Raw genomic sequence first — 22,863 nt, forward strand, 5'->3', positions numbered from 1 at the left:
AGGATGAGCCCCATGTCGAACCTGTTGGCTTCATCCCTCGAAAAGGCTTTGGCTAGCGGCCAGCCCGTGATCACCGCTGAGATCACCCCGCCAGTGGGTGGAGATCCCAGTCATGCACTGGAGATGGCTGAGGCTCTGCGCGGTCAGGTCCAGGCCTTCAACGTCACCGATGGCAGCCGCGCGGTGATGGGCATGAGCAGTTTGGCGCTGTGCCGTTTGCTGCTGGAGCGGGGGCTTGAGCCGATTCTTCAGTTGGGGTGCCGCGATCGCAACCGCATTGCCTTGCAGGCTGACCTGCTGGGAGCCCACGCCTTGGGCATTCGCAATGTGCTCTGCCTCACTGGTGATCCGGTGAAAGCGGGCAATCAGCCCGAGGCCAGGGCTGTCTTTGATTTGGAGTCGGTGCGGTTGCTGCGGCAGGTGCAGCAGCTCAATGGGGGGATCGGTCCTGGTGGCAAGCCCTTGGTTGATGGTGCCCCGGCTCTGTTCCCTGGAGCGGCGGCTGATCCGCAATCGGCCAGTTGGAGCGGGCTGACAAGCCGCATGCGCCGCAAAGCTGAAGCCGGGGCTCGCTTTGTGCAGACACAGATGGTGATGGACGCCTCGGCTCTGCGGCGCTTTTGCACAGAGATTGCGGCCCCTTTGAATGTGCCCGTGCTGGCTGGGGTGTTTCTGCTCAAATCAGCCAAGAACGCTGCCTTTATTAATCGCGTTGTTCCGGGTGCTCAGATTCCTCAGCAGCTGATTGATCGGCTCGCCGCAGCGGAGAACCCCCGTTTGGAAGGCATTCGCATTGCTGCTGAGCAAGTGCAGACCTACGGCGCCATTGCTGCTGGAGTGCACCTGATGGCCGTGAAAGCCGAAGAGAGCTTGCCCCAGGTGCTGGAACTAGCTGGCCTCCCCAAGGTTGTTGCCAAGGTCTGAGCCCAGGAGTTCGGCCAAGGCCTTCTGCTCCGGCGATGGTTCCACCAGATCCAGCCGGCGCGCATCGGTGATCAGCCAGTCGAGGGAGGCTTCCTGCACATCGAGGTGATCGCCGGTCTTGTCGACGCAGTAGCGACCAAACACCAGTTTCTCGGCCAGGGTCACACCCGCGCCGATGCGGGAATAGTCAAAGATGATCGAGTTATCGATCGTGGCGCCTGCGCAGATGTGGCAGCTCGGGCCAATCATTGCTGGGCCGATGATCCTGGCTCCATCCTCAATTTTGGTCATCCCGCCCACGTAGACGGGGCCCTCCACCTCGATCTTGTCCCAGTTGGCGGCCACATTCAGGCCGGTGTAGATGCCAGGACGTACCTGCTTGCCAGGAATCGACACTTGGCGAATATCGCCCTGCAGCACCGAGCGAATCGCATGCCAGTAATCGGGCACTTTGCCGATGTCCACCCACTCGAAATCCATCGGTAGGGCATAGAAGGGAAGCCCCTTCTCCACCAGCTTGGGGAACAGTTGGGAGCCGATGTCGTAGGAGACGCCATCGGGAATGTGCTCAAAGATCTCCGGTTCAAACAGGTAGATGCCGGTGTTGATCTCATCGCTGAGCGCCTCTTCCACTCCCGGCTTTTCTTGGAAGGCTTTGACCCGGCCATCGTCATCGGTCACCACCACGCCGTAGCTGCTGACTTTCTCTTTCGGCACCCGTTTGGTGATGATCGTTGCCAGCGCGCCGCTCTGGCGGTGCTTGCGAACGGCTTCACTCAGGTTGAGGTCGATCAGCGCATCGCCGCAAAGCACCACGAAGGTGTCATCAAAGAACTTCTGGAAGTTCTGAATTTTCTTGAGTCCACCAGCTGAGCCGAGGGCATCACCAATCAGCTCGCCATCTTCAATGCGACCTTCGAAGCTGTAGGCGATCTCAACGCCAAAGCGCTGCCCGTCGCGGAAGTAGTTCTCAATCTCTTCAGCGAGGTGGGACACGTTCACCATCACCTCGGTGAAGCCGTGCTGGCGCAGCAGCTCCAGCAGAAACTCCATCACTGGCTTCTGCAGGATGGGAATCATCGGTTTGGGAATGGTGTGGGTGATCGGCTGCACCCGGGTTCCCTTACCTGCCGCCAGGATCATGGCCTTCATGCAGGTCCCCTACTGAACTGGGCAAGCGTATCAAGGGTTTTTCAGGCCGCTTTCAATTCGCCAGCCGGCAGGGCAGCTGACCCAGGTGGAACAAAGTGCAGCACGCCTTGCCGCTGCTGATCCTCATCGCTGGGCCGCACCCGTAGTTGCAGGGGGCCAAACAGATCTTGCTCGTCCTGCTGGAGATCCACTCGTCCCTGACTGCAGAGAAACAGCAGCGCCCAGAACACCCCAACCCTGTCTTGATCGAGATCCTCTGGAGCCACGGCGGCCCAGGCGGTCACCAGACCATCGAACTGCTGCCACTCCCAGCCCACATCCCAGCGGCTGAGGAACTGACTCAGGGCTGCGGTGGTTTCAGGCAACTTCTCGCGGTGAGCGAGGGAGGCCACTTGGGCAATGGCCTCGCGGTCGCTGTAGCGCTTGCGCCGCTGCTTGGGTTGGCGGCCGCCCTCTTGCTCGAGCCTTTCGCCAATGTCTTCCAGTTGGCGGATCAATTCCCCCAAGGTGACGGGGCGCTGCAGTGGCGGCGGGGCCACGGTGCGGCGCTGCAGCAATTTTTCCGGCCTGGAGGGCAGGGCGCGCAAGGCTGGCCAGTCGCCATCGTCTTCCGCAAGCTGCTCGAGCAACAGGTCGACCTCGTCGTCATCGACTTCCGCCGCCTGGAAGGTGCTGGCCTCTAGATGCTCTGCTTTGAGTGACACCAACACTGACGCCGCCAAAAAGGCCTCACTGCTTTCGGCGAGGTCTTGTTCGTAGCTGCCGCCAGCTGAGGCGATCAGACGCGGCAGTTCTAGTTTTTGGCGCAGTTGATCAAGAAAACCGTCAACGACGGCGATCACATCCACGTCCCAGGGCTCGATGTCGCCGCGCTCGGCCGCGTCTTGGAGCAGCCGAATGGCTAAGCGTGTCCCACTGTCCCCGGCCTGGATCACAAGCTTTGCGGGCGTGCAGTGGGCTGAAGGTAACGGGGTTAACTCGCTTCAGCCACCCCTGAGCTGCTCTGCCCAGACGCGGGCAGCAGGCTGAGCTGGGCATCCATGGCAGCCCGGTAGCGCTCCACGTCTTGCTGCAGTTCTTGGATCTGCACCTGTTGCGCCTGGTTCTGCTCGCCTGCCGTGATGTTGCGGGTGACCCCAGTCCAAACAGCAAACACCCAAGCGGCGGTGGCGCCCACACCACCCACGATCAGTAGCAGCACCGCCAGAGGCATTGTGGTGCTCATCCCAGGCAGGAAGCGCACGGTGGTGGCTGCGGTGTTCTCGAGCGTGAACATCACCATTGCCAGGCCGAACACGAAGATCAGCACAAAATTGATCTGGGGCATGGTTCTGACAAGAGCTGGCCGAACGAGGCGGAGATTAAATCGATCCGCCCATGTTCAGCTCAGCTTCGGAGCAGAACGCAATGGCAAGTAAGGAGCCGTCAGGGCCTTCATTGATGACTCATCTCTCGCCACCACCTGCTCGATCGTCGCCCTGTAGCTGTCGGTGACCAGCTTCGGGTAGAGGCCAATGCCAATGATCGGCACCAGCAGGCAGGAAATGATGTAGATCTCCCGGGGCTCGGCGTCCACCAAATTGGCGTCGGAAAGCTCGGGTTTCTCCTGGCCAAAGAAGATCTCCCTGAGCATCGAGAGCAGATAAATCGGCGTGAGGATCACACCGATGGCCGCAGCGCCATCAATCACGATGCGGAAGGGCAGGGTGTAGGCGTCGTCGGTGGCGAAGCCCACGAACACCATCAGCTCCGAGACAAAGCCGCTCATGCCAGGGAGAGCCAGAGATGCCAGCGAGCAGGCGGTCCACATGGCAAACATCTTGCGCATTCGCTGGCCGACCCCGCCCATCTCATCGAGCTGCAGGGTGTGGGTGCGGTCGTAGGTGGCCCCCACAAGGAAAAACAGGCTGGCTCCGATCAAGCCATGGCTGATCATCTGCAACATGGCGCCACTGGCGGCCAAGGGCGAGAAGCTGCCGATGCCGATGAGCACAAAGCCCATGTGGCTGATGGAGCTGTAGGCGATTTTGCGTTTGAGGTTGCGCTGAGCAAACGAGGTGAGCGCCGCATAAATGATGTTCACAACCCCCAGCACCACAAGAAGCGGTGCGAACTGCACATGGGCGTCGGGGAACATCGACGCGTTGAAGCGGAACAAGGCGTAGCCGCCCATCTTCAGCAAGATGCCGGCCAGCAACATGTGCACTGGTGCTGTGGCTTCCCCGTGGGCATCGGGGAGCCACGTATGCAGCGGCACGATTGGCAACTTCACGCCAAAGGCAATCAGCAAGCCCGCATAACAAAGGGCCTGGAAGCCTGCTCCGAGATGCTTAGCCGCCAAATCGGAGTACTCAAAGCTGACAGGTCCGCCGCCGCTGAAGGCCATGGCGAGGGCCACCAGCAGGATGAACAGGGAGCTGACGGCTGTGTAGAGGATGAATTTGGTAGCAGCGTATTGGCGCTTTTTGCCGCCCCAAATCGCCAGTAAGAGATAGACGGGGATGAGCTCCAGCTCCCAGGCCAGGAAGAACAGCAGCATGTCCTGCACGGCGAACACAGCGATCTGACCGCCGTCCATGGCCAGGAGCAGGAAAAAAAACAGCCGTGGCTTGAACGTCACTGGCCATGCCGCCAAGCAGGCCAATGTGGTGATGAAGCTGGTGAGCAGGATCAGCGGCATCGAGAGGCCGTCGGCTCCCACCGACCAGCCCAAGCCAAGATCGGGCACCCAGGGAATCACCTGCCGCAATTGCAGCCCAGCGATATCAGGGTCGTAGCCATTGAGATAGGCGCCAACCGTGATCAGAAAGGTGGTCAGCGAAACGCCGAGGGCGTACCAGCGCACCCCTTTGCCGTTTCCAGGATCTGGAACCAGAGGGATGGCCAGGGAGGCGGCGATCGGCAGCAGGATGGCCGTCGTCAGCCAGGGAAAGGAATCCAGTTCCTTTGCGGCATCTGGCTGGAGTGTAGAAATTTCAGCCGCAGCTGCCAGCTGTGCGTCGCCTTTGACACACAGTTCAGGCGATCACCCCAACGCGCCGAAGATCACCACAAGACCGATCACCCCGCCAAACACGATCAAGGCATAGAACTGCGCGCGGCCGGTTTCGAAGTATTTGAGGCCTTCCCCGCTGCCCAGGGTCACCAGGCCGGTGAGGTTGACCACCCCATCAACCACCTTGGAATCCACCTGCAAGACCTGGCGCGCAAGCTTGCGGCTGCCTTGCACGAAAAGCTTGTCGTTCAGGGCATCGAGGTACCACTTGTTGGCAAAAAAGGCGTTGATCGCAGGGAAGCGTCCGGCTACCGCAGTGCCGAGATCCACTTTGCGTAGGGCATAGGCCGCGGTGGCTAGGCCAATGCCGGCCACTGAGATCGCCACTGAAGCGCCTGCGAGGGGTAGGAATTCCTCCCAGCTGAAATGTTCGGCCATCTCCAGCGCTTCCGCTGGATTGAGCAGCCCGGCAAACCGGTTGTTCCAGGGCGTTCCCAATAGGCCGATCAGAACCGAGGGCACCGCCAGCACCATCAATGGCACCGTCATCGGCCAGGCCGATTCATGGGGGCTGCTGGCATGGCCGTGAACGGTCTCATCTCCCTTGCCGGCTGCAGCGAGCAGTTGCTGTTGCACAACACTGTCGGTGCCCCGGAACTCGCCTTCAAAGGTGAGGAAGTAGAGCCGGAACATATAGAAGGCGGTCATGCCAGCGGTGAGGAAGCCCACTGCCCACAGCAGCGGGAAGCTGCCAAAGGCTTGCCCCAAGATCTCGTCTTTGCTCCAAAAACCGGCCAGTGGCGGGATTCCACTGATGGCCACACAGCCGATGAAGAAGGTGCTGGCAGTGATGGGCATCTTTTTACGCAGCCCGCCCATCAGGCGCATGTCTTGCGCCAACACCGGTTCGTGCCCCACCACCTCTTCCATGGCGTGGATCACGGAGCCGGAATCCAGGAACAGCATCGCCTTGAAGAAGGCATGGGTGACCAGGTGGAACATGCCGGCCACCGGGGCTCCGCAGCCCATCGCCAGCATCATGTAACCGAGCTGGGACACGGTGCTGTAGGCCAAGCCTTTCTTGAGATCCATCTGCGTCAGCGCGATGGAGGCACCCAAGAAGCAAGTGATGGCGCCAACCACAGCGATCACGGTGAGCACCTGCGGAAAGAGGTTGTAGAGCGGCTCAAGCCGCGCCACTAAGAAAACGCCCGCAGCCACCATCGTGGCGGCATGGATCAGGGCTGAAATCGGTGTGGGGCCCTCCATGGCATCGGGCAGCCACACATGCAGAGGGAACTGCGCTGATTTGGCCATCGGGCCCATAAACACAAATAGGCAGAGAGCCACAGCGGCCCAGCCGGCTACTTGGCCATCGGCCATGGCGGTGCTCAGGCCGGTGGCCATGCCTTCGAAATCAAAGGTTCCGGTGGCCCAGAACAAACCAAGGATTCCCAGGAGCAAACCGAAGTCGCCGACGCGGTTCACCACAAAGGCTTTTTGGGCGGCATGGGCGGCACCATCGCGGTCGTACCAGAAGCCCACCAGCAGGTAGGAGCACATGCCCACCAGCTCCCAGAAGACATAGATCTCCAGCAGGTTGGGGCTCACAATCAGCCCCAGCATGGAGCTGCTGAACAGCGCCAGGTAGGTGAAAAAGCGCACATAGCCCTTGTCGTGGGCCATGTAGCCGTGGGAGTACACCATCACCAGCAGGGCGATGGTGGTGACGAGCGCCAGCATCACCGCCCCAAGCGGGTCAACGCAGAAGCCCATCTGCAGGTTGAACGTGCCAGCGCTGGCCCAGGTGAACAGCTGCTCGTAGGGCGCGGCCCCATTGAGTTGCTCCAGCAGCACCCCATAGCTCAGGGCTGCTGAGCCGCCCACGCAGCTAATCAGCAAAGCCGCAACGGGTGTTCGCAGCCGGTTCAGCGTGCGGTTGAAGCTGATCAGCCCCAAGCCCACCAGGGTTGCCCCCACCAAGGGGAGCAACGGGATCAGCCAGGCAACCTCGGCCGCTGAAGGCATGGAAAACAATTCGATTTCTGGAGTGTAGGCAGCGTCAAGCCATCAGCCCGTACGCGCCATCAAGCCAGTGTGCAAAACCTGTTCGAGCAAAGCTGGTGGCTGCCACCCCAATCCATTGGTGGGCCCACCAAAAAACGCCAACGGCAATGGCAATGCCCAGCTGGGCTGGCCGCACAAATTCACGCCAGGGCAGCGGTTGGCGGCCATCGAGCACGGCCGCAAAAGGAATGAGTGAAGTGTTGGCCTTGAGCTCATCAAAGGCTTCGCCAAACCGGTTGTGCTGCCGCCGATCACCATTCCAGACCGCAAACAGGTGATGGCCAATCAGCCCGATGCAAGTCACCACCATGAAGCTGCTGCCGATCCAGAGCAGATGGGTGGCGCACCACAGGATTTGACCCACCGCTTGGGGGTGACGGGTGACGCGAATGATGCCGGTGGCATAAATCCGCACTTGCGGCTTCAGCACCGCCGGGATCTCCAGCAGGTTGTAGGTGGCCGGATAGAGGAACAGAAAGCTGACGGCTGTTCCAGCCCACACCACCGGAATGATCCAGGGCTGATCCTGCAGGTTCCAGAGCCGCAGCCCGTCGTAGCGGTGCTCCAGGAAATAGGCGATCACCACCACGGCGGCGGGGATGCTCACCGCGGCAAAGAGCAGCCGCCAGGCTCGCTCGCCAATCTTTTCGGCTCCCCAAGCACGCAGTGAGGCCCCACCGCTGTGCAGCACGGCAAAGCCGATCAGCAGGATCAGCATCACGACACTGCTGTGGTGCATCTGCATCAGGGATGAATAGCAGCCTTAGAGTTTGATGCCGCCGGGAGCCGGGCCGCAGCATGGCGGACCTTCCTTTCACCCTTGATCAGCTGCGCATCCTGCGGGCGATCGCCAGCGAGGGCAGCTTTAAGAAGGCCGCCGACAGCTTGTATGTCACCCAGCCCGCGGTGAGCTTGCAGATCCAGAACCTGGAGAAGCAGCTGGATGTCTCCCTATTCGATCGCGGTGGCCGCAAGGCGCAGCTGACCGAAGCCGGCCATCTGCTGCTCAGCTATTCCGAGCGGATCCTCAGCCAATGCCAGGAGGCCTGCCGGGCCCTGGATGATTTGCACAACCTCAAGGGCGGCTCGCTGATCGTGGGTGCGAGCCAGACCACGGGCACCTATTTGATGCCGCGGATGATTGGCCTGTTCCGCCAGAAATACCCGGATGTGTCGGTGCAGCTGCAGGTGCACAGCACCCGCCGCACCGGCTGGAGCGTGGCCAATGGCCAGATCGATTTGGCGATCATTGGCGGTGAGCTGCCGCCGGAGTTGATGGAGCAGCTTCAGGTGGTGCCTTACGCCAGTGAGGAGCTGGCTTTGGTGCTGCCGGTGAAACACCCGATGGCCCGGCTGCAGGAACTCCAGAAAGACGACCTTTACCGGCTCTCATTCATTTGCCTCGATGCCCAATCCACCACCCGCAAGGTGGTGGACCAGTTGCTCTCGCGCGGTGGTTTGGATGTGCAGCGGCTCCGCATCGAAATGGAGCTCAATTCACTGGAGGCCATCAAGAACGCCGTCCAGAGCGGCCTTGGTGCTGCCTTCCTGCCTGTGGTGTCGATTGAGCGGGAATTGGCTAGCGGCACCTTGCATAGGGGCGTGATGGCGGATCTGAGCGTGCGCAGGCAACTGCGCTTGATCACCCACCCCGCCCGCTATTGCTCACGGGCATCAGCTGCCTTTCGCCGCGAAATCCTGCCGGTGTTTGCTAGCCCCGACAGCCCACTAAGGCGCGCTCAGCCCGCCGCTGAATCAGCTCAGGCCCCTGATGCGGCCTAGGGGTCAGAACTGATCCGCTTCTGGGGTGATGCCCACGGTGTCATCAGCAGCGCCAGCGATGCCGGGGTTCTGGAATTTGTTCTCACCCGCGTCGGTCTGATAGACGCAGCGCACGATGGGCTTATCGCGAATCGAACCGATGTAGGCAAAGGTGTTCATCCGCTGCTTGCAGTCCCGCATCTGATCGGTGGTGACCGCACCGGCTTTTTGCAGCACGGCCCAGTTTTCCCGGCGGATCACGCAGCCCGGCTGCAACTTGGGCTGGGTCACAAAGCTGGTGGAGGGGTTCATGGTCGTGTACATCTCCACGTCCATCACAAAGGCGCTAGCCCCCCACTGCTTGCAAAACTCCGGATCAGGCACGGCCAGATCGAGCTGTTCACTGCTGGCGATGTTGCCCTGGGAGCCTGATGTGTTGCTGGTTAGGGATGTGCCGATGCCGATGCCGATGATCAAGATGCCGGCCAAAACGGCGATTGTGGCGGTGTTGAAGGTGAGCCCAGCGCCACCACCACCTTTATTGCCGCCACTGCCACCGCGTTGGGGCGGCCGGCGTTCATAACGATCGCGTTCGTCGTAGCGATCGTCGTCGTAGCGGGACGGGGGACGGCGGGGGGCCATCAGAGGGTCTCAGGGGTGCGGGGCAGGCCCATGGAGTAATTCAGCACCCGGGCACCGAGGTTGTAGCGCAGCTCACCGGCCTGGAGCAGTTGGCGGATGAAGCCTTCCAGGTCGGTGCCGATGCGGCGCAGGTTGTAGTCGCTCAGCTCGGTTCCAGCCGCTGCATCGACGAGTTCAGCGAAACGCTGCTGCACCTTGGCCAGTACCGGCTGATCCCACTCGAACTCGTTATCAGGGTCGAGATCGAGGGTGAGTTTGTCGCTAGAGGCCTTGAGCTCTCCGTTGTCTTCCACCGTGGCGGTGAAAATCCGCACATGGCGGGTGGTGCACTTCAGCGGGGTATCAGACACCTCAACAAGTCAGCGGGCATGGACTCAACTCTATGGTGAGCCCTCAATGTGCGACGGGCGCGACGATGCGGGTGGCAATTGCTGGAGCCGGCCTTGCTGGGCTCTCCTGTGCCAAATACCTCAGTGATGCCGGCCATACGCCGGTTGTGGTGGAAGCCCGCAATGTGTTGGGCGGCAAGGTGGCGGCCTGGCAAGACGAAGACGGTGATTGGTATGAGACCGGTCTGCACATCTTTTTTGGGGCTTACCCGAACATGCTCCAGCTCTTTAAGGAGCTGAACATCGAGGAGCGGCTGCAGTGGAAGAGCCACTCGATGATCTTCAACCAACAGGAGGTCCCGGGCACCTACAGCCGTTTTGATTTCCCGGACCTGCCTGCTCCCATCAATGGTGTGGCGGCCATCTTGGGCAACAACGACATGCTCAGTTGGCCCGAAAAGATCAGCTTTGGCTTGGGTTTGGTGCCGGCGATGCTGCGCGGCCAGGGCTACGTGGAGGAGTGCGACAAGTACTCCTGGACCGAGTGGCTCCAGCTCCACAACATCCCTGAGCGGGTGAACGATGAGGTGTTCCTTGCCATGAGCAAGGCGCTGAACTTCATCGACCCCGATGAGATCTCCAGCACCGTGGTGCTCACCGCTCTGAACCGTTTCCTGCAGGAAAAGAACGGCTCGAAGATGGCGTTCCTTGATGGCAACCCGCCCGAGCGCCTCTGCCAGCCGATGGTTGAGCACATCGAAGCCAAAGGCGGTGAGGTGCATCTGGAATCCCCCCTCCGCGAGATCGAGCTCAATCCCGATGGCTCAGTGGCGGGCTTCCGCATCGGTGGCGTCGCTGGCAAGGAGCCCTACACGCTCACCGCTGACGCCTATGTGAGCGCGATGCCGGTGGATCCCTTCAAGTTGCTGCTGCCTGAGCCCTGGAAGCAGATGCCTTTCTTCAGCAAGCTGGATGGCCTGCGCGGGGTGCCGGTGATCAACATCCACCTCTGGTTTGACCGCAAGCTCACCGAGATCGATCACCTGCTGTTCAGCCGCTCGCCCCTGCTCAGCGTGTATGCCGACATGAGCAACACCTGCCGCGAATACGAAGACGCTGAGCGCTCGATGCTGGAGCTGGTGTTTGCCCCGGCCAAGGACTGGATTGGCCGGCCGGATGAAGAAATCGTGGCCGCCACGATGAAGGAGCTCGAGCGCCTCTTCCCGCAGCATTTCGGCTCTGAAAACCCGGCCGTGCTGCGCAAGAGCAAGGTGGTGAAGACTCCGCTCTCGGTCTACAAAACCGTTCCCAACTGCCAGCCCCTGCGGCCGACGCAGAAGACACCGGTGCCCAACTTCTTCATGGCCGGTGATTACACCCTGCAGCGCTACCTGGCCTCGATGGAGGGTGCAGTGCTCAGCGGTAAGCTCTGCGCCGAAGCCGTGGCGGCCTGAAGCATGGTCTTAAGCCCGCCTGCTCCTGCGCTTGGGGTTCCTGCACTTGAGCAGGCCTATGAGGACTGCCGGGTTGAAACCGAGCGCTGGGCCAAGACGTTTTATCTAGGCACGCTGCTGATGCCGCCGGCCAAGCGGCGGGCGATTTGGGCGATCTACGTGTGGTGCCGGCGCACCGATGAGCTGATGGACAGCCCCGAGGCCCAGGCCTTGCCGGTGGCTGAACTCAGCGCCCGTTTGGATGCCTGGGAGCAGCGCACCCGCGAGCTGTTCGCCGGCCAGGTGCGCGATGGTCTTGATCGGGTGATGGCCGATGTGATCGAGAACTACCCCCAGCCTCTCGAGGCCTACCTCGAGATGATCGAGGGCCAGCGCATGGATCTGGCCAAGCACCGCTATTCCGATTTCGCTGAGCTCAAGCAGTACTGCTTCCGCGTGGCCGGCACCGTTGGCCTGATGACCCAAGAAGTGATGGGCCTCGATCCGGCTTACACCACAGCCCCTTGGAGCGAACGCCCCGACACCAGCGAGGCGGCTGTGGCCTTGGGCATTGCCAACCAGCTCACCAACATCCTGCGGGATGTGGGCGAAGACCGCGGCCGCGGCCGCATCTACTTGCCCCAGGAAGACCTGCAGCGCTTTGGCTATTCCGAAGCCGAGCTGATGGCCGGCACCCTCAATGACAACTGGCGCGCCTTGATGGCCTTCCAGCTGGAGCGGGCACGTGAGTGGTTTGCGCGCTCTGAGGCTGGGGTGCGCTGGTTGGCCCCAGATGCCCGTTGGCCGGTGTGGACCTCGTTGCGGCTCTACCGCGGCATCCTCGATGCCATCGAGCGCCTCAACTACGACGTGTTCAACCACCGCGCCTATGTGCCGCGGGTGGGCAAGTTGATGGACCTACCGCTGTCTTATCTGATCGCGCAGGCCCGCTAGGCGGCTAGCCAGCGCTGCAGCACTGGGTTGACCTGCTCGGGGGCTTCGTCGTGGGGACAGTGGCCCACGCCGGGCAGCTCATGCAGCTCTTGGATGCAGCTGTGGCGCTCGGCCCAGCGGCGAGCTTCCGCGATCGGTTCCCAGGGGTCGGCGGCGCCCCATAGCAAGCGCACGGGCAGTTCTAGTTGCGGCAGGAGTTCGGGGGCCATGTGGTCGCGGAACAGGTTCACAAAGCCGCGAAAGCTCTCCACTGCGCCGGCCTGCCGCGCTGGCCGCAGCAGCAACTCAATCAGATCCTGATCGACGTTGGCGCCACTGGGGTAGGCCTGAGCGAGCACCTGGCGCACAAACAGGGGCCGGGCCACGGTTCGAAACAGCGGCTGCAGTAACCAACGCTGCCGCACCAATCGCTTCACCATCGGGCGACTCCAGCGCTCCCAAATCGGCAAGAGGGCGGCGCGGCGGTCATCGAGGGCGCGCTGGGCGCAGTTCAGCAGAATCACTTGGCCAGGTGCCTGGCCGCGCTCACTGAGCAGCTGTGCAGCCCTGAGGGCCACAATTCCGCCAATGGAATTGCCCACCAGCTGCAGAGGCTTTTGGGGCTGCACCACCTGGCAGGCGAAATCAGCCACCTGCTGGGCCCAGAGGTCGAAGCAGTAGCGCACCGAACCAGGCCCTTGGGGCTCATCAACCAGCCGTGAGCGGGGCTTGTCACTGCTGCCAAAACCCAGCAAATCCAGAGCCCAAACGGGTTGCTGCTCGGCGAGTGGCGCGATGTTGGCGCGCCAGTGGTCGCTGCTGGCGCCAAAGCCATGCACCAACAGCACAGGAGCGCATTTGTTTTCACAGCTCTGCTGCCGGTAACCAACCGCAAAAATCCCCTCCTCCCCCTGCCAGGTCCAGTGCTGCAGGGGAGGGAGGGGCATGGAGGCAGGGTTTTAGACCGAGGCCTTCTGGTTGGCCAAGAGGTCCTTCAGTTTGGAGAGTTCGCCGGCCCAGCGTGGGTCGGGAGCTTCTTTGTCGGCGGGCTCGCTGTGCACCACCTTGTCGACGCTCTTGCGTGCCACGGCAGGACCGCCACCGGGGCCGCGGCGACGATCACCGCCGCGGTCGTTGCCGCGGGATTCACGGCGCTCGGACACTTCAACGCGCAGCTGGTTGCCGCCGTATTCGCGGTTGTTGAACTGCTCGATCACCGCATCGGTGAGCTTGGGGTCATCGAGGTTGACGAAGCCAAAGCCGCGGCATACGCCGGTGTCGCGATCGAGAACTGCTTTGAAACGCACACCTGCTCCGACCGCCGCAAACATCCCCTCCAACTCTTTTTGGTCGAAGTTCTGGGGCAGATTGCCGACGTAGAGACGAGTGCTCATCGGGGATTTAGGCGAAAGAAAGAGAGGCTGCGTTCGGTGTCCTTGAAAGGCAGGGTCACGTGATGGCCAGAGGAAAGTTAATCACGGCACAGACCCTTGGCCGTTTTTATGCAATGAGGACGCCCAAAAGCGCGTTCCAGCATTAGCTGTTCCATCAGCTTCCCTAGCTGCGGCCCAGGAGCTAAGCCCAGCTCCCGTTGCAGGGTGCGGCCATCGAGTGGGCTGCGCGGGTGAAACAGCGGATCGGTGCGATCGCGCCAGCGTTGTAGCCAACCATCGGTTGCGCCGGGAGCCAGCAGCACCAGGGCTGGGAGGTCTTCCTCCAGCTCCCGGCAGAGCTGGAGCATCGCGGCTTCCCCCAAGGGCTGGCTGAGCTGCTCGAACCAGTGGCGCAGCATTCCGCAGCGTTGTTGCAACTTGCGGCTGGCTTTGAGCTGGCCCAAGGCGGCTCCATCAAAGCGCTGGGCCAAGCGCGCCAGGGGCATCGCCGTGCGCAGCTCCTCATCTCTGAGGCCAGCCACCTCCAGTGAGCCCTGCTCTCCAGCGGTGAGGGGCCGCTCCCACGGCTGCAGCAGGCCCAAGTCGCTGGCTTGCTGCAGCCCGGCATCACCGCCTGGGCAGCTGGCCAATTTCTCGAGTTCAGCCAGCACCCGTTCCGCAGCCACCTGGGGCAGGGCCGCGCCGTGGCGCCTGATCAACGCAGCGGTGGTGCTCTCCAGGCTGAAATTCAGCTCGGCTGCCAGCCTGGGTCCGCGCAGCAGTCGCAGCGGATCAGCCAGCAGGTTGGCTTCGCTCAGGGCCCGCAGCTGGCGCGTGGCGAGATCGCCCAGCCCACTGGTGGGATCCAGCAGTGCCTCACCAGGGGGGAGCGGCAGCGCCAAAGCATTGATGCCGTAATCGCGCCGCTGCAGGTCGCTGGTTAGATCGCTGCCCTCTTGGGCTGCAAGATCCAAGCTCCAGGGGCCCAGCACCAGCCGGGCCATGTCCCGCTCGCGATCGAGCACCACAGCGGTGCCACGGTGCTTTTTCGCGAGGTGTTGGCAGAGCTTGATGGCCCCTTGCGGAACCACCAGATCCAAATCCGGATAGGGCCCCAGCCGCTGCAGGAGCGCGTCGCGAACGGCTCCGCCCACCAAGGCGCTGCCGGGCGGAAAACAGCCCGGTGCAAGAGGCCAGCGCTCCGGCTGGAGAGCTTCCCAGGCCTGCGCGGCAGCTTGCGTGGCGGAGAGGGGATGCATCACCTCATCCTGGCCGCGGCACAATTCCCATCAACAGCGGTCCACCGCGGCGATGTGCATCTGTGTTGACTGCCAGTGGGTGGACCGGTGCAAGGCCTACCACCGCGTTGAAACGCAGCACGGTGAACCCCACCTCAACGCTGAGCCTGAGTTTGAGCCTGAGCAGCCCCGCATCCACGTGAGTTTGCGCCCCATCGAGAACAGCTGGGGCATCGAGTGGGATGTGCGCTCCTGCAGCAGCTTTGCCCTCGATCGCGGCCACTGGCAGCGTTTGCGCCCTGGGGCGCCGGTGCCCACATGAGCTGCGCCCTTGCCCTGCATAGCTGCAGCCCAGCCCTTGGTTTGGCCTTGCTTGATGGCGGCCAGAGCCGCTCGATAGCCCATCCCCTGGGCCGGCAATTGGCCAATGGTCTGTTTGAAGCGGTGGAGGAGCTGTTGCCGGCAGCCCGTTGGCCCCAGCTGCAGTGGTTGGCTGTGGCCACGGGCCCTGGCGGCTTCACTGGCACGCGTCTCACGGTGGTGTTGGCGCGCACCTTGGCGCAGCAGTTGGGTTGCCCGTTGTGGGGTTGGGGCAGCTTTGAGCTGATTGCCAGGCGCAGGCAGCAGGAGCTGCAGGACCTGGGCGCCTGTTGGATCGGTCAGACCTTGCCGCGCCGGGGCGTGGTGGCCGGCCGCTATTGCTGGCAGAGCCAAGGTGTGGTGGAGCTGGAAGCGCCGCGGCTCTACCGCCAGGGTTGGAGCGAGTTGCCCGGTCCCAGCTGGGAAGCGGAGATGGATGCGGCGGCTGACGCCTTGCAGCTGTTGCAGCTGGGCCAGGCGGCGGCTGAAGCCAAGCAGCCAGGCCCGTGGCAGCCCGTGCTGCCGATCTATCCCACCTCGCCGGTGCAGAGCTGATGCGGCGCTTGCTTCGATGGAGTGTGGTGGTGCTTCTGCTCTGGGGTGGTTGGCGCTTGTTGCCGCGGCTGCTGGAGCCCTGGATGCCGCCACCGCAAATGATCCTGGTTTTGGGCGGTGATGTGGAGCGGGAAAAGCAAGCCGCTGCCTTGGCGCGCCAGAGCAATTTGCCGGTGCTGATCACCGGCGGCAGCAACCCGGAATATGCCCAGTGGGTGTTTGAAGGCCAGGGCGTTGATGCCCAGAAATTGCAGCTCGATTACGCCGCCCGCGACACCCTCAGCAACTTCACCACCCTGGTGGACCGGTTGCGTCGCCGCGGCATTCGCCATGTCTTGCTGGTCACCAGCAGTGATCACATGGACCGGGCTTTGCTGGTGGGTCGTGTGGTGGCTGGCAGCCGCGGCATCCATCTCACCCCGGTGCCGGTGCCCTGCGGTGATGACTGCCGCCCCGAGCGGCGCAGCAAGGTTTGGGGTGATGGGGTGCGGGCGTTGGTGTGGGTGGTGAGTGGCCGCGACCTCAAAGAGGAGATGCAGGGTGCTCCAGCAGGGCGTTGATCGCCTGTTGGCACTGCGCTGTGGTGGCGTCCAGATCAGCGCGGCTGCGGCTGGCCGGCGGCGCGATCGGCTGGCCGACGCGAATTTCCACAGCCACCGGCCGTGGCCAGCGCTGCTTGGGGCCAAAGGCCCTATGGGTGTTCACCAGCGCCACAGGCAAAAGAGGCGCGCCACTGCGGGCTGAGAGCAGGGCGGCCCCCAGTTGGGGGGCTTCCACCCGGCCAGAGGCTTTGCGGGTGCCATCAAGGAACACGCCCGTGGCCCAGCCCTCCTCCAGGCGGCGCAGGGCTGTGCGGATGGCTTCGCGATCACTGGCACCGCGGCTCACGGGGTAGGCCCCCATCGCCCGGATCAACGGGCCAATCACAGGGATTTTGAACAGCTCGGCCTTGGCCATGAAGCTCACCGGCCGCGGCAGGGCATGACCCAGCAGCGGTGGATCCAGGTGCGAGCCGTGGTTGGCCACCACCACCAAGGGGCCGCTCAGGGGCACCAGCTCCATGCCGCGGCAGCGGCCGCGTAGGAACAGCCGAAAGAGTGGGGTGACGAAGGCCCACTTCACCACCCGGTAGGTGGGGCTTGGCGGCGGCGATGGAACAAGAGCGGAGCTGGCCATCTCAGGCCTGCCCCAAGCTTTCCAGCCCATTGATTTGAGCAGAGGTGACGCCCTTGAGGCTGCGCTTGATCAAACCGCTCAGCACCGCCCCAGGGCCCACTTCCACGGTGGTGCTGATCCCTTCAGCAGCAAGGGTTTGCATCGTTTCGCGCCAGCGCACACCGGTGGTCATCTGGGCGCGCAGCCGTTGTTTGAGCTGCCCGCCGTCGGTGCAAGGGGTGGGATCGGTGTTGCTCAGCACCGGCACGCGGCTATCGGCAAAGCTCAGCCCATCGAGCTTCTCGGCAAAGGCCGCGGCCGGCTCGGCCATGAACGGGGAGTGGAACGCACCCGAGACAGCCAGCGGCACTGCGCGTTTGCAGGCCACTGCGGCCACCACAGCATCTACGCCGTCTTTACTGCCCGAGAGCACCACCTGGGCGTCGCTGTTGTCGTTGGCGATCACCACATCTGCGGTATTGGCAACGGCGTCGTCCAGCGCTGAGCGTTCAAAACCCATCACCGCGGTCATGGCACCACCACCAGCGGCCGCCATCAGTTGGCTGCGGCGGATCACCAGCTCAATGCCGGTGCGGGCATCAAAGACGCCGCCGGCGTAGAGGGCCACCACCTCGCCCAGGCTGTGGCCAGCCAGCAGCTCGGCCTGGCGCCCTTGCTCATGCAGCAAATCCACCAGGCAGCTCTCCACCACAAACAGGGCTGGCTGGGTGTTGCGAGTGTCGTTGAGATCGCTCAGCTCACCAGTGGCTTCCCCGGCGCAGATGGCGGCGAGATCGCGGCCCAACAGCTCAGAGGCCAGCTCAAAGCGTTCTTTGCCCAGAGGGTGCTCGGTGAGGCCCGCAGCCATGCCTTGTTTTTGCGACCCCTGCCCTGGAAACACCCATGCATTGCCCATTGCGCCTCTCGCTGCGGTGGGCAGGAGGCTACGCGTCAGCTGGTGGGACCATCCCAGCGCAGCAGGGCAGCACCCCAGCTCAATCCGGCGCCAAAGCCACTGCTGGCAATCAGTTGGCCGCTTTGGATGCGCCCATCACTGACGGCCTCATGCAGCATCAGCGGAATCGTGCCGGCTGAGGTATTGCCGTAGTTGGCCAGATTGCTGAGCACCTTGTCTGCGGCGATGCCCAGCCGTTCAGCTGCAGCATCAAGGATGCGCTGGTTGGCCTGGTGCAGCAGCAGCCAATCAATGCTGGCGGGCTCGGTGTTGGTGTCGGCTAGCAGCTTTTTGAGGATCGCTGGCACTTCTCGCACCGCGAATTTGTAGACCTCTTGGCCGTTCATGCTGATTGGCGCGTAGCCGCCGCGTTGGTGGCTCATGCCAGGCAGCAGTTCAGCGCGCTCGCTGGTTTGCGCCAGGGTCAGGCAATCGCCCCGGGCGCCGTCGCTGTTGAGGCGAAAACCCAGCAAGCCATCGTTGTCAGCGGGGCAGGCCTCGACGGCCACAGCACCAGCGCCATCACCAAAGAGCACGCAGCTGCGGCGGTCATCCCAATCCACCCAGCGGCTGAGTTGATCAGCGCCGATCACCAAAGCCCGTCTCATGGCGCCGGTGCGCAGGTACTGCGCTGCCGTCACCAGGGAAAACAGAAACCCGCTGCAGGCGGCGGTGAGATCAAAGGCAACGGCTGATCCAGCGCCGATCAGTGCCTGCACCTTGGGGGCTGAGCCAAACAGATCATCGGGGCTGGAGGTGGCCAGCAGGATCAGATCAACGCTGCTGGCATCCCAGCCGGCGCGCTCAAGGGCTTGCTTGCCGGCGGCGGCCGCCAGGCTGGTGAGGCTTTCGCTCTCATCAGCCACGCGGCGCGCAGCAATTCCTGTGCGGGTGCGGATCCATTCATCGCTGGTTTCAACCCTGCCGCTCAGATCGTCATTGCTGATGCGCAGGCGCGGCACACCGGCCCCGCTGCCGCACAGGCGGATCCCCTTCATCCAACACCCTCATCACTGAGGCGGTGCAGGTTATCGAGCGTGTTGTGGCTGGCTGCCGCATGGGCCAAGCGCAGGGCGCCCATCACCGAGCGGGCCTTGCTGCTGCCGTGGCCAATCACGCAGAGGCCATCAACGCCCAGCAGCAGGGCGCCGCCATGTTCCGCGTGGTCGAGCCGTTTCTTGATGCGGCGCAGATTGCTGATCAAAAAGGCGGAGCCCACCTTGCCGCGGCGGCCGCGGGGCAGCTCAGCTTTGAGCACCTCCAACAGCACGCTGCCCACTGATTCGAGGAACTTCAGCAACACATTGCCGGTGAAGCCATCGCAAACCACCACATCAAATTCGCCCGAGAGCACATCGCGTCCTTCGCAGTTGCCAGCAAAGTTCAGCCGCTTTTCTTCCACCAGCAGGGGGTGGGTTTTGAGGGCGAGCTCATTGCCCTTGCATTCTTCTTCGCCGATGTTGAGCAGCCCCACGCGGGGTTGCTTCACCCCGAGCACGTCGCGGGCATAGATGTTCCCCAATAGGGCGAACTGGTGCAGGTAGCTGGGTTTGCAGTCGGTGTTGGCCCCCACATCGAGCACCAGCACCTGCTGCCCCACGTCTTTGGTGGGGAACAGGGCTCCAATCGCGGGTCGCTCGATCCCCTTGAGCCGCCCGAGGCGAAAGATGGCTGCGGCCATCACAGCCCCCGAGTTGCCGGCTGAGTAGACCGCCAGTGCTTCGCCAGCTTTGACCCGGTCCATGGCCAAATTGATGCTCGCCTGGCGTTTGCGGCGCACGCTGGTGGCCTCATCGTCCATGCCCACCGAGGGGCCGCTGGCAATCAGCTCCAGGTGGCCTTTGGCCACGGCTTGATCCACGGCCTCTTGCAGCTCGAGGGCCTTGATGGCCGCCTGCAGCGGTTTCTCTTCGGCGAAGAACATCACCTTGAGCGGCAGTTCTTCGATGGCGCCGAGGCATCCTTCCAGGATTGGCCCGGGGGCGTAATCGCCGCCCATGCCATCCACGGCGATGGAGAGCCTTGGCCCTTTAACGGCAGTGGTGCCGCCAGGGCGGGTTTGGCCCAGGCGCAGCGGGCCCAGAGCGGAATTGGCCGTGTTCACCAGCCGAATCACCGGACCGGTGCGGCGATACCAAATCACCAGGCGCTTAATGGCACGGCGGGGCCGCGGCCGCCGGGTCCGACCCGGCAGGGATTGGGGCTCCGCCATGGAGGTCAGGCTCCTTCGCCAGTGGCGCCGTCAATGATCCGCTGAAAAAGGTAACCCGTGCCGCGAGCGGTGAGGATCAATTCGGGGTTGGCAGGATCGTCTTCGAGCTTGGAGCGCAGCCGGGAGATGTGCACATCCACCACCCGGGTGTCCACATGGCGCTCAGGGGTGTAACCCCAAACATCCTTGAGGATTTCGCCGCGGCTAAACGGTTCACCCGAGCGGCTCACCAGCAGCTCCAGCAGGCTGAATTCCATTCCGGTCAGGCGGATGCGCTCACCAGCGCGGTACACCTGGCGCTTGTTGGTGTCGATCTTGAGATCGCTCACCTGGATCACGCCGGAGTTGGGGATCGAGCCGCCGCCGTGCTCTTTCTCAACGCGGCGCAGGACGCAGCGGATGCGCGCTTCGAGTTCCTTGGGGCTAAAGGGCTTCACGACGTAGTCATCAGCGCCGAGCTCCAGGCCCGTGATGCGGTCGGCCACATCACCGAGGGCGGTAAGCATCACGATCGGCACGTCCGATTCCTTGCGTAGCTCTTGGCAGACGCCATAGCCATCGAGCTTGGGCATCATCACGTCGAGCACCACGAGATCGGTGGGCTCGCGGTGGAACGCTTCGAGGGCCTCTTCGCCGTCGGCCGCCGTCACGACGTTGTAGCCAATCATCGAGAGCCTGGTCTCGAGGATCCGCCGGATGCTGGCCTCGTCATCCACCACAAGGATGGTCTCCTTGCCGTTGTGGGCTGGGGCAGCAACCGCCATGGTGTCGTGTGCGGACAATCAAGGTCCGGACCACTCAACCGAGACTCGGTCGAGTTCAAGTCCGAACAATCACCATTCTTCATAAACCCCGGTGCCCCGAACTGTCACCACCTACGTGTGCCAAAACTGTGGAGCCCAGAGCCGCCAGTTTTTTGGCCGCTGTTCCTCCTGCGGCAGCTGGAACAGCCTGGTGGAGCAGACCAGTGGTCCGCCGCCCGATGGCCGGCGCCGCCGCCAGAGCGCCGAAGCGGCTGAACCAGCGCCGCGCCGCTCAGAGGCCATGGCTGCAGTGGGGGAGCGGGCTGTGCAGCGCCTTGGCACCGGTTTTGCTGAGCTGGATCGGGTCTTGGGCGGTGGCTTGGTGCCGGGCTCATTGGTGCTGGTGGGTGGTGACCCCGGCATCGGTAAAAGCACCCTGCTGCTGCAAACCGCTGCAGATCTGGCCCAACGCCAAAGCGTTCTCTATGTGAGTGCGGAGGAATCAGCCCAGCAGGTGAAGTTGCGCTGGCAGCGGTTGGCCGCTGCCGGCAGTGATGGGGATGGGCCCCAGCTGCTGGCTGAAACCGATCTGGAACACGTGCTCCAGGAGCTCGAAGCCCTGCGGCCTGATGTGGCGGTGATCGACAGCATCCAGGCCCTGCATGACGCTGACTTGAGCAGTGCACCGGGTTCCGTGGCCCAGGTGCGTGAGTGCGCGGCATCGCTGCAGCGGCTGGCCAAAAAGCTCGATATCGCTCTGCTTTTGGTGGGTCACGTCACCAAAGAAGGGATGCTGGCGGGCCCCAAGGTGCTCGAACACCTGGTGGATGCGGTGCTCACCTTTGAAGGGGATCGTTTTGCCAGCCACCGGCTGCTGCGGGCGGTGAAAAATCGCTTCGGCGCCACCCATGAGCTGGGGGTCTTTGAGATGCGCGATCGCGGTCTGCTGGAGGTCAGCAACCCCAGCGAGCTGTTTTTAGGAAGCCCGGAAGGATCGGTGGGCATGGCCACGATCGTGGCCTGCGAGGGCACGCGGCCGTTGGTGGTAGAGCTGCAGGCTCTGGTGAGCACAACCAGCTACGCCAGCCCCCGGCGGATGGCCACCGGCATCGGCACCAACCGCTTGCATCAAATCCTGGCTGTGCTGGAGAAGCACTTGGGCCTGCCCCTCTCGCGGTTCGACTGCTATCTGGCGGTGGCTGGTGGTTTGGAGGTGGAAGAACCGGCCGCAGATCTGGGTGTGGCCGCGGCGGTGGTGGCCAGCTTTCGCGATTTAGCCCTGCCCGCCGGCACGGTGCTGGTGGGTGAACTCGGTTTGGGCGGTCAGTTGCGGCCCGTTGGGCAGCTGGAGCTGCGCCTGCAGGAAGCCGCTCGTTTGGGGTTCCGCCGCGCTGTGGTGCCCCAAGGCAGCGGGGTGAGCTGCCCTGAGTTGGCGATTCAAGAGGCCAGCGGCATTGCTGAGGCCTTGGTGGCAGCGCTGGGAGTCAACCCGGCTGATGACTAGTTAGAGGTAGACGTCAGCTGAACCGCGGCCGGTGGTCTTCAGCCAGTTCTGGGCCTCGATGTAGTTGTTCGGTGCCAGGCGGATCGCCTTGCTCCAGAAATCAGCGGCCAAATCAAAGCGCCGATCGGCTTCATCGCTCTCACCTTTTTCCTGGGCAATGCTGCCGAGATGGTGGTGAATCACCGCCATGTTGTTGAGCACCTGCGGCATCTTGGCGTTGAGCGCCAGGGCCTGTTCGTATTGCTCCAAAGCCCTGTTGTGCTCGCCATTGCTGGCGTAGACCAGGGCCATGTTGTACAGGATGAATGCCCGGTCATTGGGGTCTTCCTCGAGCCGCAGCGCCTCTTGGTAGTTCTCCAGGGCTTCGGCGTATTCGCCATCGCCTTGGGCGCTCATGCCATCGCGGTAGTAGGCAAAGGCTTCCTTGGCTTTCTGGTTGGTTGGCAGCACCTTGAGGATCAGGTCCGCCATCACCGTGAAGCTCTTATCGATGAAGTTGTCGTTGCGTTGACTGCGAGGCAAGGCGCCTTAG

Annotated in this window: 25 protein-coding genes; 8 read left to right on the forward strand and 17 right to left on the reverse strand. The window is 62.9% G+C overall.

The window, feature by feature from the left end:
• Positions 1-12 precede the first annotated feature (12 nt).
• Positions 13-924, forward strand: a complete 912-nt coding sequence (locus SynMINOS11_RS01190) for a methylenetetrahydrofolate reductase (RefSeq protein ID WP_186549306.1) — start codon at positions 13-15, stop codon at positions 922-924.
• Here the strand turns inward: SynMINOS11_RS01190 and SynMINOS11_RS01195 are convergent.
• The 6 genes from SynMINOS11_RS01195 to SynMINOS11_RS01220 all read right to left on the reverse strand — a co-directional run bounded on the left by SynMINOS11_RS01195 (position 889) and on the right by SynMINOS11_RS01220 (position 7,883).
• Positions 889-2,076, reverse strand: coding sequence for a nucleotidyltransferase family protein (locus SynMINOS11_RS01195; RefSeq protein WP_011934646.1), 1,188 nt, complete (start codon positions 2,074-2,076; stop codon positions 889-891). The two genes, SynMINOS11_RS01190 and SynMINOS11_RS01195, sit on opposite strands and share 36 nt — an antisense overlap.
• Positions 2,077-2,117: 41 nt before the next feature.
• On the reverse strand, positions 2,118-3,011 hold the full coding sequence (locus SynMINOS11_RS01200) for a segregation/condensation protein A (RefSeq protein WP_186549308.1): 894 nt from the start codon (positions 3,009-3,011) through the stop codon (positions 2,118-2,120).
• A gap of 38 nt (positions 3,012-3,049) precedes the next feature.
• Positions 3,050-3,403, reverse strand: a complete 354-nt coding sequence (locus SynMINOS11_RS01205; protein WP_186549310.1) for a LapA family protein — start codon at positions 3,401-3,403, stop codon at positions 3,050-3,052.
• 54 nt (positions 3,404-3,457) lie between these two features.
• Complete coding sequence (locus SynMINOS11_RS01210) at positions 3,458-5,017, reverse strand: NAD(P)H-quinone oxidoreductase subunit 4 (protein ID WP_186550617.1); 1,560 nt, start codon at positions 5,015-5,017, stop codon at positions 3,458-3,460.
• Between the two features lie 84 nt (positions 5,018-5,101).
• A complete protein-coding gene (locus tag SynMINOS11_RS01215; RefSeq protein ID WP_186549312.1) occupies positions 5,102-7,099 on the reverse strand; it encodes an NAD(P)H-quinone oxidoreductase subunit 5 in 1,998 nt (665 codons plus the stop codon).
• 34 nt (positions 7,100-7,133) lie between these two features.
• A complete protein-coding gene (locus SynMINOS11_RS01220; RefSeq protein ID WP_186549314.1) occupies positions 7,134-7,883 on the reverse strand; it encodes an NnrU family protein in 750 nt (249 codons plus the stop codon).
• A gap of 53 nt (positions 7,884-7,936) precedes the next feature.
• On the opposite strand from SynMINOS11_RS01220, the gene SynMINOS11_RS01225 reads away from it, so the two are divergent.
• Positions 7,937-8,920 (forward strand): LysR family transcriptional regulator, encoded by a 984-nt coding sequence (locus SynMINOS11_RS01225; protein WP_186549316.1) that lies wholly within the window; start codon positions 7,937-7,939, stop codon positions 8,918-8,920.
• Between the two features lie 3 nt (positions 8,921-8,923).
• Here the strand turns inward: SynMINOS11_RS01225 and SynMINOS11_RS01230 are convergent, their stop codons facing one another.
• Entirely contained in the window at positions 8,924-9,541 is a 618-nt protein-coding gene (locus SynMINOS11_RS01230; RefSeq protein WP_011934654.1) for a DUF3172 domain-containing protein, read from the reverse strand.
• Complete coding sequence (locus SynMINOS11_RS01235; protein ID WP_011934655.1) at positions 9,541-9,891, reverse strand: NAD(P)H-quinone oxidoreductase subunit M; 351 nt, start codon at positions 9,889-9,891, stop codon at positions 9,541-9,543. Before SynMINOS11_RS01235 ends, SynMINOS11_RS01230 begins: the two co-directional genes overlap by 1 nt.
• A 65-nt stretch (positions 9,892-9,956) precedes the next feature.
• On the opposite strand from SynMINOS11_RS01235, the gene pds reads away from it, so the two are divergent.
• Both pds and SynMINOS11_RS01245 read left to right on the forward strand, forming a co-directional pair.
• On the forward strand, positions 9,957-11,324 hold the full coding sequence (gene pds, locus SynMINOS11_RS01240; RefSeq protein WP_186549318.1) for a 15-cis-phytoene desaturase: 1,368 nt from the start codon (positions 9,957-9,959) through the stop codon (positions 11,322-11,324).
• A 3-nt stretch (positions 11,325-11,327) separates the two neighbouring features.
• A complete protein-coding gene (locus tag SynMINOS11_RS01245) occupies positions 11,328-12,257 on the forward strand; it encodes a phytoene synthase (RefSeq protein ID WP_186549320.1) in 930 nt (309 codons plus the stop codon).
• On the opposite strand, the gene SynMINOS11_RS01250 is transcribed toward SynMINOS11_RS01245, so the two are convergent.
• The 3 genes from SynMINOS11_RS01250 to SynMINOS11_RS01260 form a co-directional block, all read right to left on the reverse strand.
• Positions 12,254-13,183 carry an alpha/beta fold hydrolase gene (locus tag SynMINOS11_RS01250; RefSeq protein ID WP_186549322.1) on the reverse strand — a complete coding sequence of 310 codons (930 nt, stop codon included), beginning with the start codon at positions 13,181-13,183 and terminating at the stop codon, positions 12,254-12,256. The genes SynMINOS11_RS01245 and SynMINOS11_RS01250 overlap by 4 nt on opposite strands.
• A gap of 12 nt (positions 13,184-13,195) precedes the next feature.
• The gene (locus SynMINOS11_RS01255) at positions 13,196-13,630 is read right to left on the reverse strand and encodes an RNA recognition motif domain-containing protein (protein ID WP_011934659.1); all 435 of its coding nucleotides are present in this window, start codon (positions 13,628-13,630) and stop codon (positions 13,196-13,198) included.
• 77 nt (positions 13,631-13,707) lie between these two features.
• Complete coding sequence (locus SynMINOS11_RS01260; RefSeq protein ID WP_255445437.1) at positions 13,708-14,868, reverse strand: CCA tRNA nucleotidyltransferase; 1,161 nt, start codon at positions 14,866-14,868, stop codon at positions 13,708-13,710.
• A gap of 52 nt (positions 14,869-14,920) precedes the next feature.
• On the opposite strand from SynMINOS11_RS01260, the gene SynMINOS11_RS01265 reads away from it, so the two are divergent.
• The 3 genes from SynMINOS11_RS01265 to SynMINOS11_RS01275 are packed head-to-tail and all read left to right on the forward strand — an operon-like array spanning position 14,921 to position 16,322.
• On the forward strand, positions 14,921-15,169 hold the full coding sequence (locus SynMINOS11_RS01265) for a Ycf34 family protein (RefSeq protein WP_186549325.1): 249 nt from the start codon (positions 14,921-14,923) through the stop codon (positions 15,167-15,169).
• The gene (tsaB, locus tag SynMINOS11_RS01270) at positions 15,166-15,762 is read left to right on the forward strand and encodes a tRNA (adenosine(37)-N6)-threonylcarbamoyltransferase complex dimerization subunit type 1 TsaB (protein WP_186549327.1); all 597 of its coding nucleotides are present in this window, start codon (positions 15,166-15,168) and stop codon (positions 15,760-15,762) included. Before SynMINOS11_RS01265 ends, tsaB begins: the two co-directional genes overlap by 4 nt.
• Positions 15,762-16,322, forward strand: coding sequence for a YdcF family protein (locus tag SynMINOS11_RS01275; protein WP_011934663.1), 561 nt, complete (start codon positions 15,762-15,764; stop codon positions 16,320-16,322). The genes tsaB and SynMINOS11_RS01275 overlap by 1 nt, the downstream gene beginning before the upstream one ends.
• Here the strand turns inward: SynMINOS11_RS01275 and SynMINOS11_RS01280 are convergent.
• The 5 genes from SynMINOS11_RS01280 to rpaB are packed head-to-tail and all read right to left on the reverse strand — an operon-like array spanning position 16,285 to position 20,848.
• Complete coding sequence (locus SynMINOS11_RS01280; RefSeq protein WP_186549329.1) at positions 16,285-16,938, reverse strand: lysophospholipid acyltransferase family protein; 654 nt, start codon at positions 16,936-16,938, stop codon at positions 16,285-16,287. The two genes, SynMINOS11_RS01275 and SynMINOS11_RS01280, sit on opposite strands and share 38 nt — an antisense overlap.
• A 1-nt stretch (position 16,939) precedes the next feature.
• On the reverse strand, positions 16,940-17,833 hold the full coding sequence (gene fabD, locus SynMINOS11_RS01285) for an ACP S-malonyltransferase (RefSeq protein ID WP_186549331.1): 894 nt from the start codon (positions 17,831-17,833) through the stop codon (positions 16,940-16,942).
• 35 nt (positions 17,834-17,868) lie between these two features.
• A complete protein-coding gene (locus tag SynMINOS11_RS01290; protein ID WP_186549333.1) occupies positions 17,869-18,870 on the reverse strand; it encodes a beta-ketoacyl-ACP synthase III in 1,002 nt (333 codons plus the stop codon).
• Positions 18,867-20,084 carry a phosphate acyltransferase PlsX gene (gene plsX, locus SynMINOS11_RS01295; protein WP_186549335.1) on the reverse strand — a complete coding sequence of 406 codons (1,218 nt, stop codon included), beginning with the start codon at positions 20,082-20,084 and terminating at the stop codon, positions 18,867-18,869. Before plsX ends, SynMINOS11_RS01290 begins: the two co-directional genes overlap by 4 nt.
• A 5-nt stretch (positions 20,085-20,089) precedes the next feature.
• On the reverse strand, positions 20,090-20,848 hold the full coding sequence (gene rpaB, locus SynMINOS11_RS01300) for a response regulator transcription factor RpaB (RefSeq protein ID WP_011934668.1): 759 nt from the start codon (positions 20,846-20,848) through the stop codon (positions 20,090-20,092).
• A gap of 91 nt (positions 20,849-20,939) precedes the next feature.
• Between rpaB and radA the strand changes: the two genes are divergently transcribed.
• Entirely contained in the window at positions 20,940-22,331 is a 1,392-nt protein-coding gene (gene radA, locus SynMINOS11_RS01305) for a DNA repair protein RadA (RefSeq protein WP_186549337.1), read from the forward strand.
• On the opposite strand, the gene SynMINOS11_RS01310 is transcribed toward radA, so the two are convergent.
• Positions 22,332-22,853 (reverse strand): photosystem I assembly protein Ycf3, encoded by a 522-nt coding sequence (locus SynMINOS11_RS01310; RefSeq protein ID WP_011934670.1) that lies wholly within the window; start codon positions 22,851-22,853, stop codon positions 22,332-22,334.
• Positions 22,854-22,863: the final 10 nt, after the last annotated feature.

Origin of the sequence: Synechococcus sp. Minos11, assembly GCF_014279855.1 — a bacterium.
GTDB lineage: Bacteria > Cyanobacteriota > Cyanobacteriia > PCC-6307 > Cyanobiaceae > RCC307.

Excerpts from the sequence above, each read along its gene's own strand:
- SynMINOS11_RS01225 (WP_186549316.1), top strand. The coding sequence starts at position 7,937 with ATGGCGGACCTTCCTTTCACCCTTGATCAGCTGCGCATCCTGCGGGCG.
- SynMINOS11_RS01275 (WP_011934663.1), top strand. The coding sequence starts at position 15,762 with ATGCGGCGCTTGCTTCGATGGAGTGTGGTGGTGCTTCTGCTCTGGGGT.
- SynMINOS11_RS01215 (WP_186549312.1), bottom strand. The coding sequence starts at position 7,099 with ATGCCTTCAGCGGCCGAGGTTGCCTGGCTGATCCCGTTGCTCCCCTTG.
- SynMINOS11_RS01260 (WP_255445437.1), bottom strand. The coding sequence starts at position 14,868 with ATGCATCCCCTCTCCGCCACGCAAGCTGCCGCGCAGGCCTGGGAAGCT.
- tsaB (WP_186549327.1), top strand. The coding sequence starts at position 15,166 with ATGAGCTGCGCCCTTGCCCTGCATAGCTGCAGCCCAGCCCTTGGTTTG.
- SynMINOS11_RS01230 (WP_011934654.1), bottom strand. The coding sequence starts at position 9,541 with ATGGCCCCCCGCCGTCCCCCGTCCCGCTACGACGACGATCGCTACGAC.
- SynMINOS11_RS01245 (WP_186549320.1), top strand. The coding sequence starts at position 11,328 with ATGGTCTTAAGCCCGCCTGCTCCTGCGCTTGGGGTTCCTGCACTTGAG.
- SynMINOS11_RS01250 (WP_186549322.1), bottom strand. The coding sequence starts at position 13,183 with ATGCCCCTCCCTCCCCTGCAGCACTGGACCTGGCAGGGGGAGGAGGGG.
- SynMINOS11_RS01280 (WP_186549329.1), bottom strand. The coding sequence starts at position 16,938 with ATGGCCAGCTCCGCTCTTGTTCCATCGCCGCCGCCAAGCCCCACCTAC.
- SynMINOS11_RS01195 (WP_011934646.1), bottom strand. The coding sequence starts at position 2,076 with ATGAAGGCCATGATCCTGGCGGCAGGTAAGGGAACCCGGGTGCAGCCG.
- SynMINOS11_RS01205 (WP_186549310.1), bottom strand. The coding sequence starts at position 3,403 with ATGCCCCAGATCAATTTTGTGCTGATCTTCGTGTTCGGCCTGGCAATG.
- SynMINOS11_RS01265 (WP_186549325.1), top strand. The coding sequence starts at position 14,921 with ATGTGCATCTGTGTTGACTGCCAGTGGGTGGACCGGTGCAAGGCCTAC.
- plsX (WP_186549335.1), bottom strand. The coding sequence starts at position 20,084 with ATGGCGGAGCCCCAATCCCTGCCGGGTCGGACCCGGCGGCCGCGGCCC.
- pds (WP_186549318.1), top strand. The coding sequence starts at position 9,957 with ATGCGGGTGGCAATTGCTGGAGCCGGCCTTGCTGGGCTCTCCTGTGCC.
- rpaB (WP_011934668.1), bottom strand. The coding sequence starts at position 20,848 with ATGGCGGTTGCTGCCCCAGCCCACAACGGCAAGGAGACCATCCTTGTG.
- SynMINOS11_RS01190 (WP_186549306.1), top strand. The coding sequence starts at position 13 with ATGTCGAACCTGTTGGCTTCATCCCTCGAAAAGGCTTTGGCTAGCGGC.
- SynMINOS11_RS01255 (WP_011934659.1), bottom strand. The coding sequence starts at position 13,630 with ATGAGCACTCGTCTCTACGTCGGCAATCTGCCCCAGAACTTCGACCAA.
- fabD (WP_186549331.1), bottom strand. The coding sequence starts at position 17,833 with ATGGGCAATGCATGGGTGTTTCCAGGGCAGGGGTCGCAAAAACAAGGC.
- SynMINOS11_RS01220 (WP_186549314.1), bottom strand. The coding sequence starts at position 7,883 with ATGCAGATGCACCACAGCAGTGTCGTGATGCTGATCCTGCTGATCGGC.
- SynMINOS11_RS01290 (WP_186549333.1), bottom strand. The coding sequence starts at position 18,870 with ATGAAGGGGATCCGCCTGTGCGGCAGCGGGGCCGGTGTGCCGCGCCTG.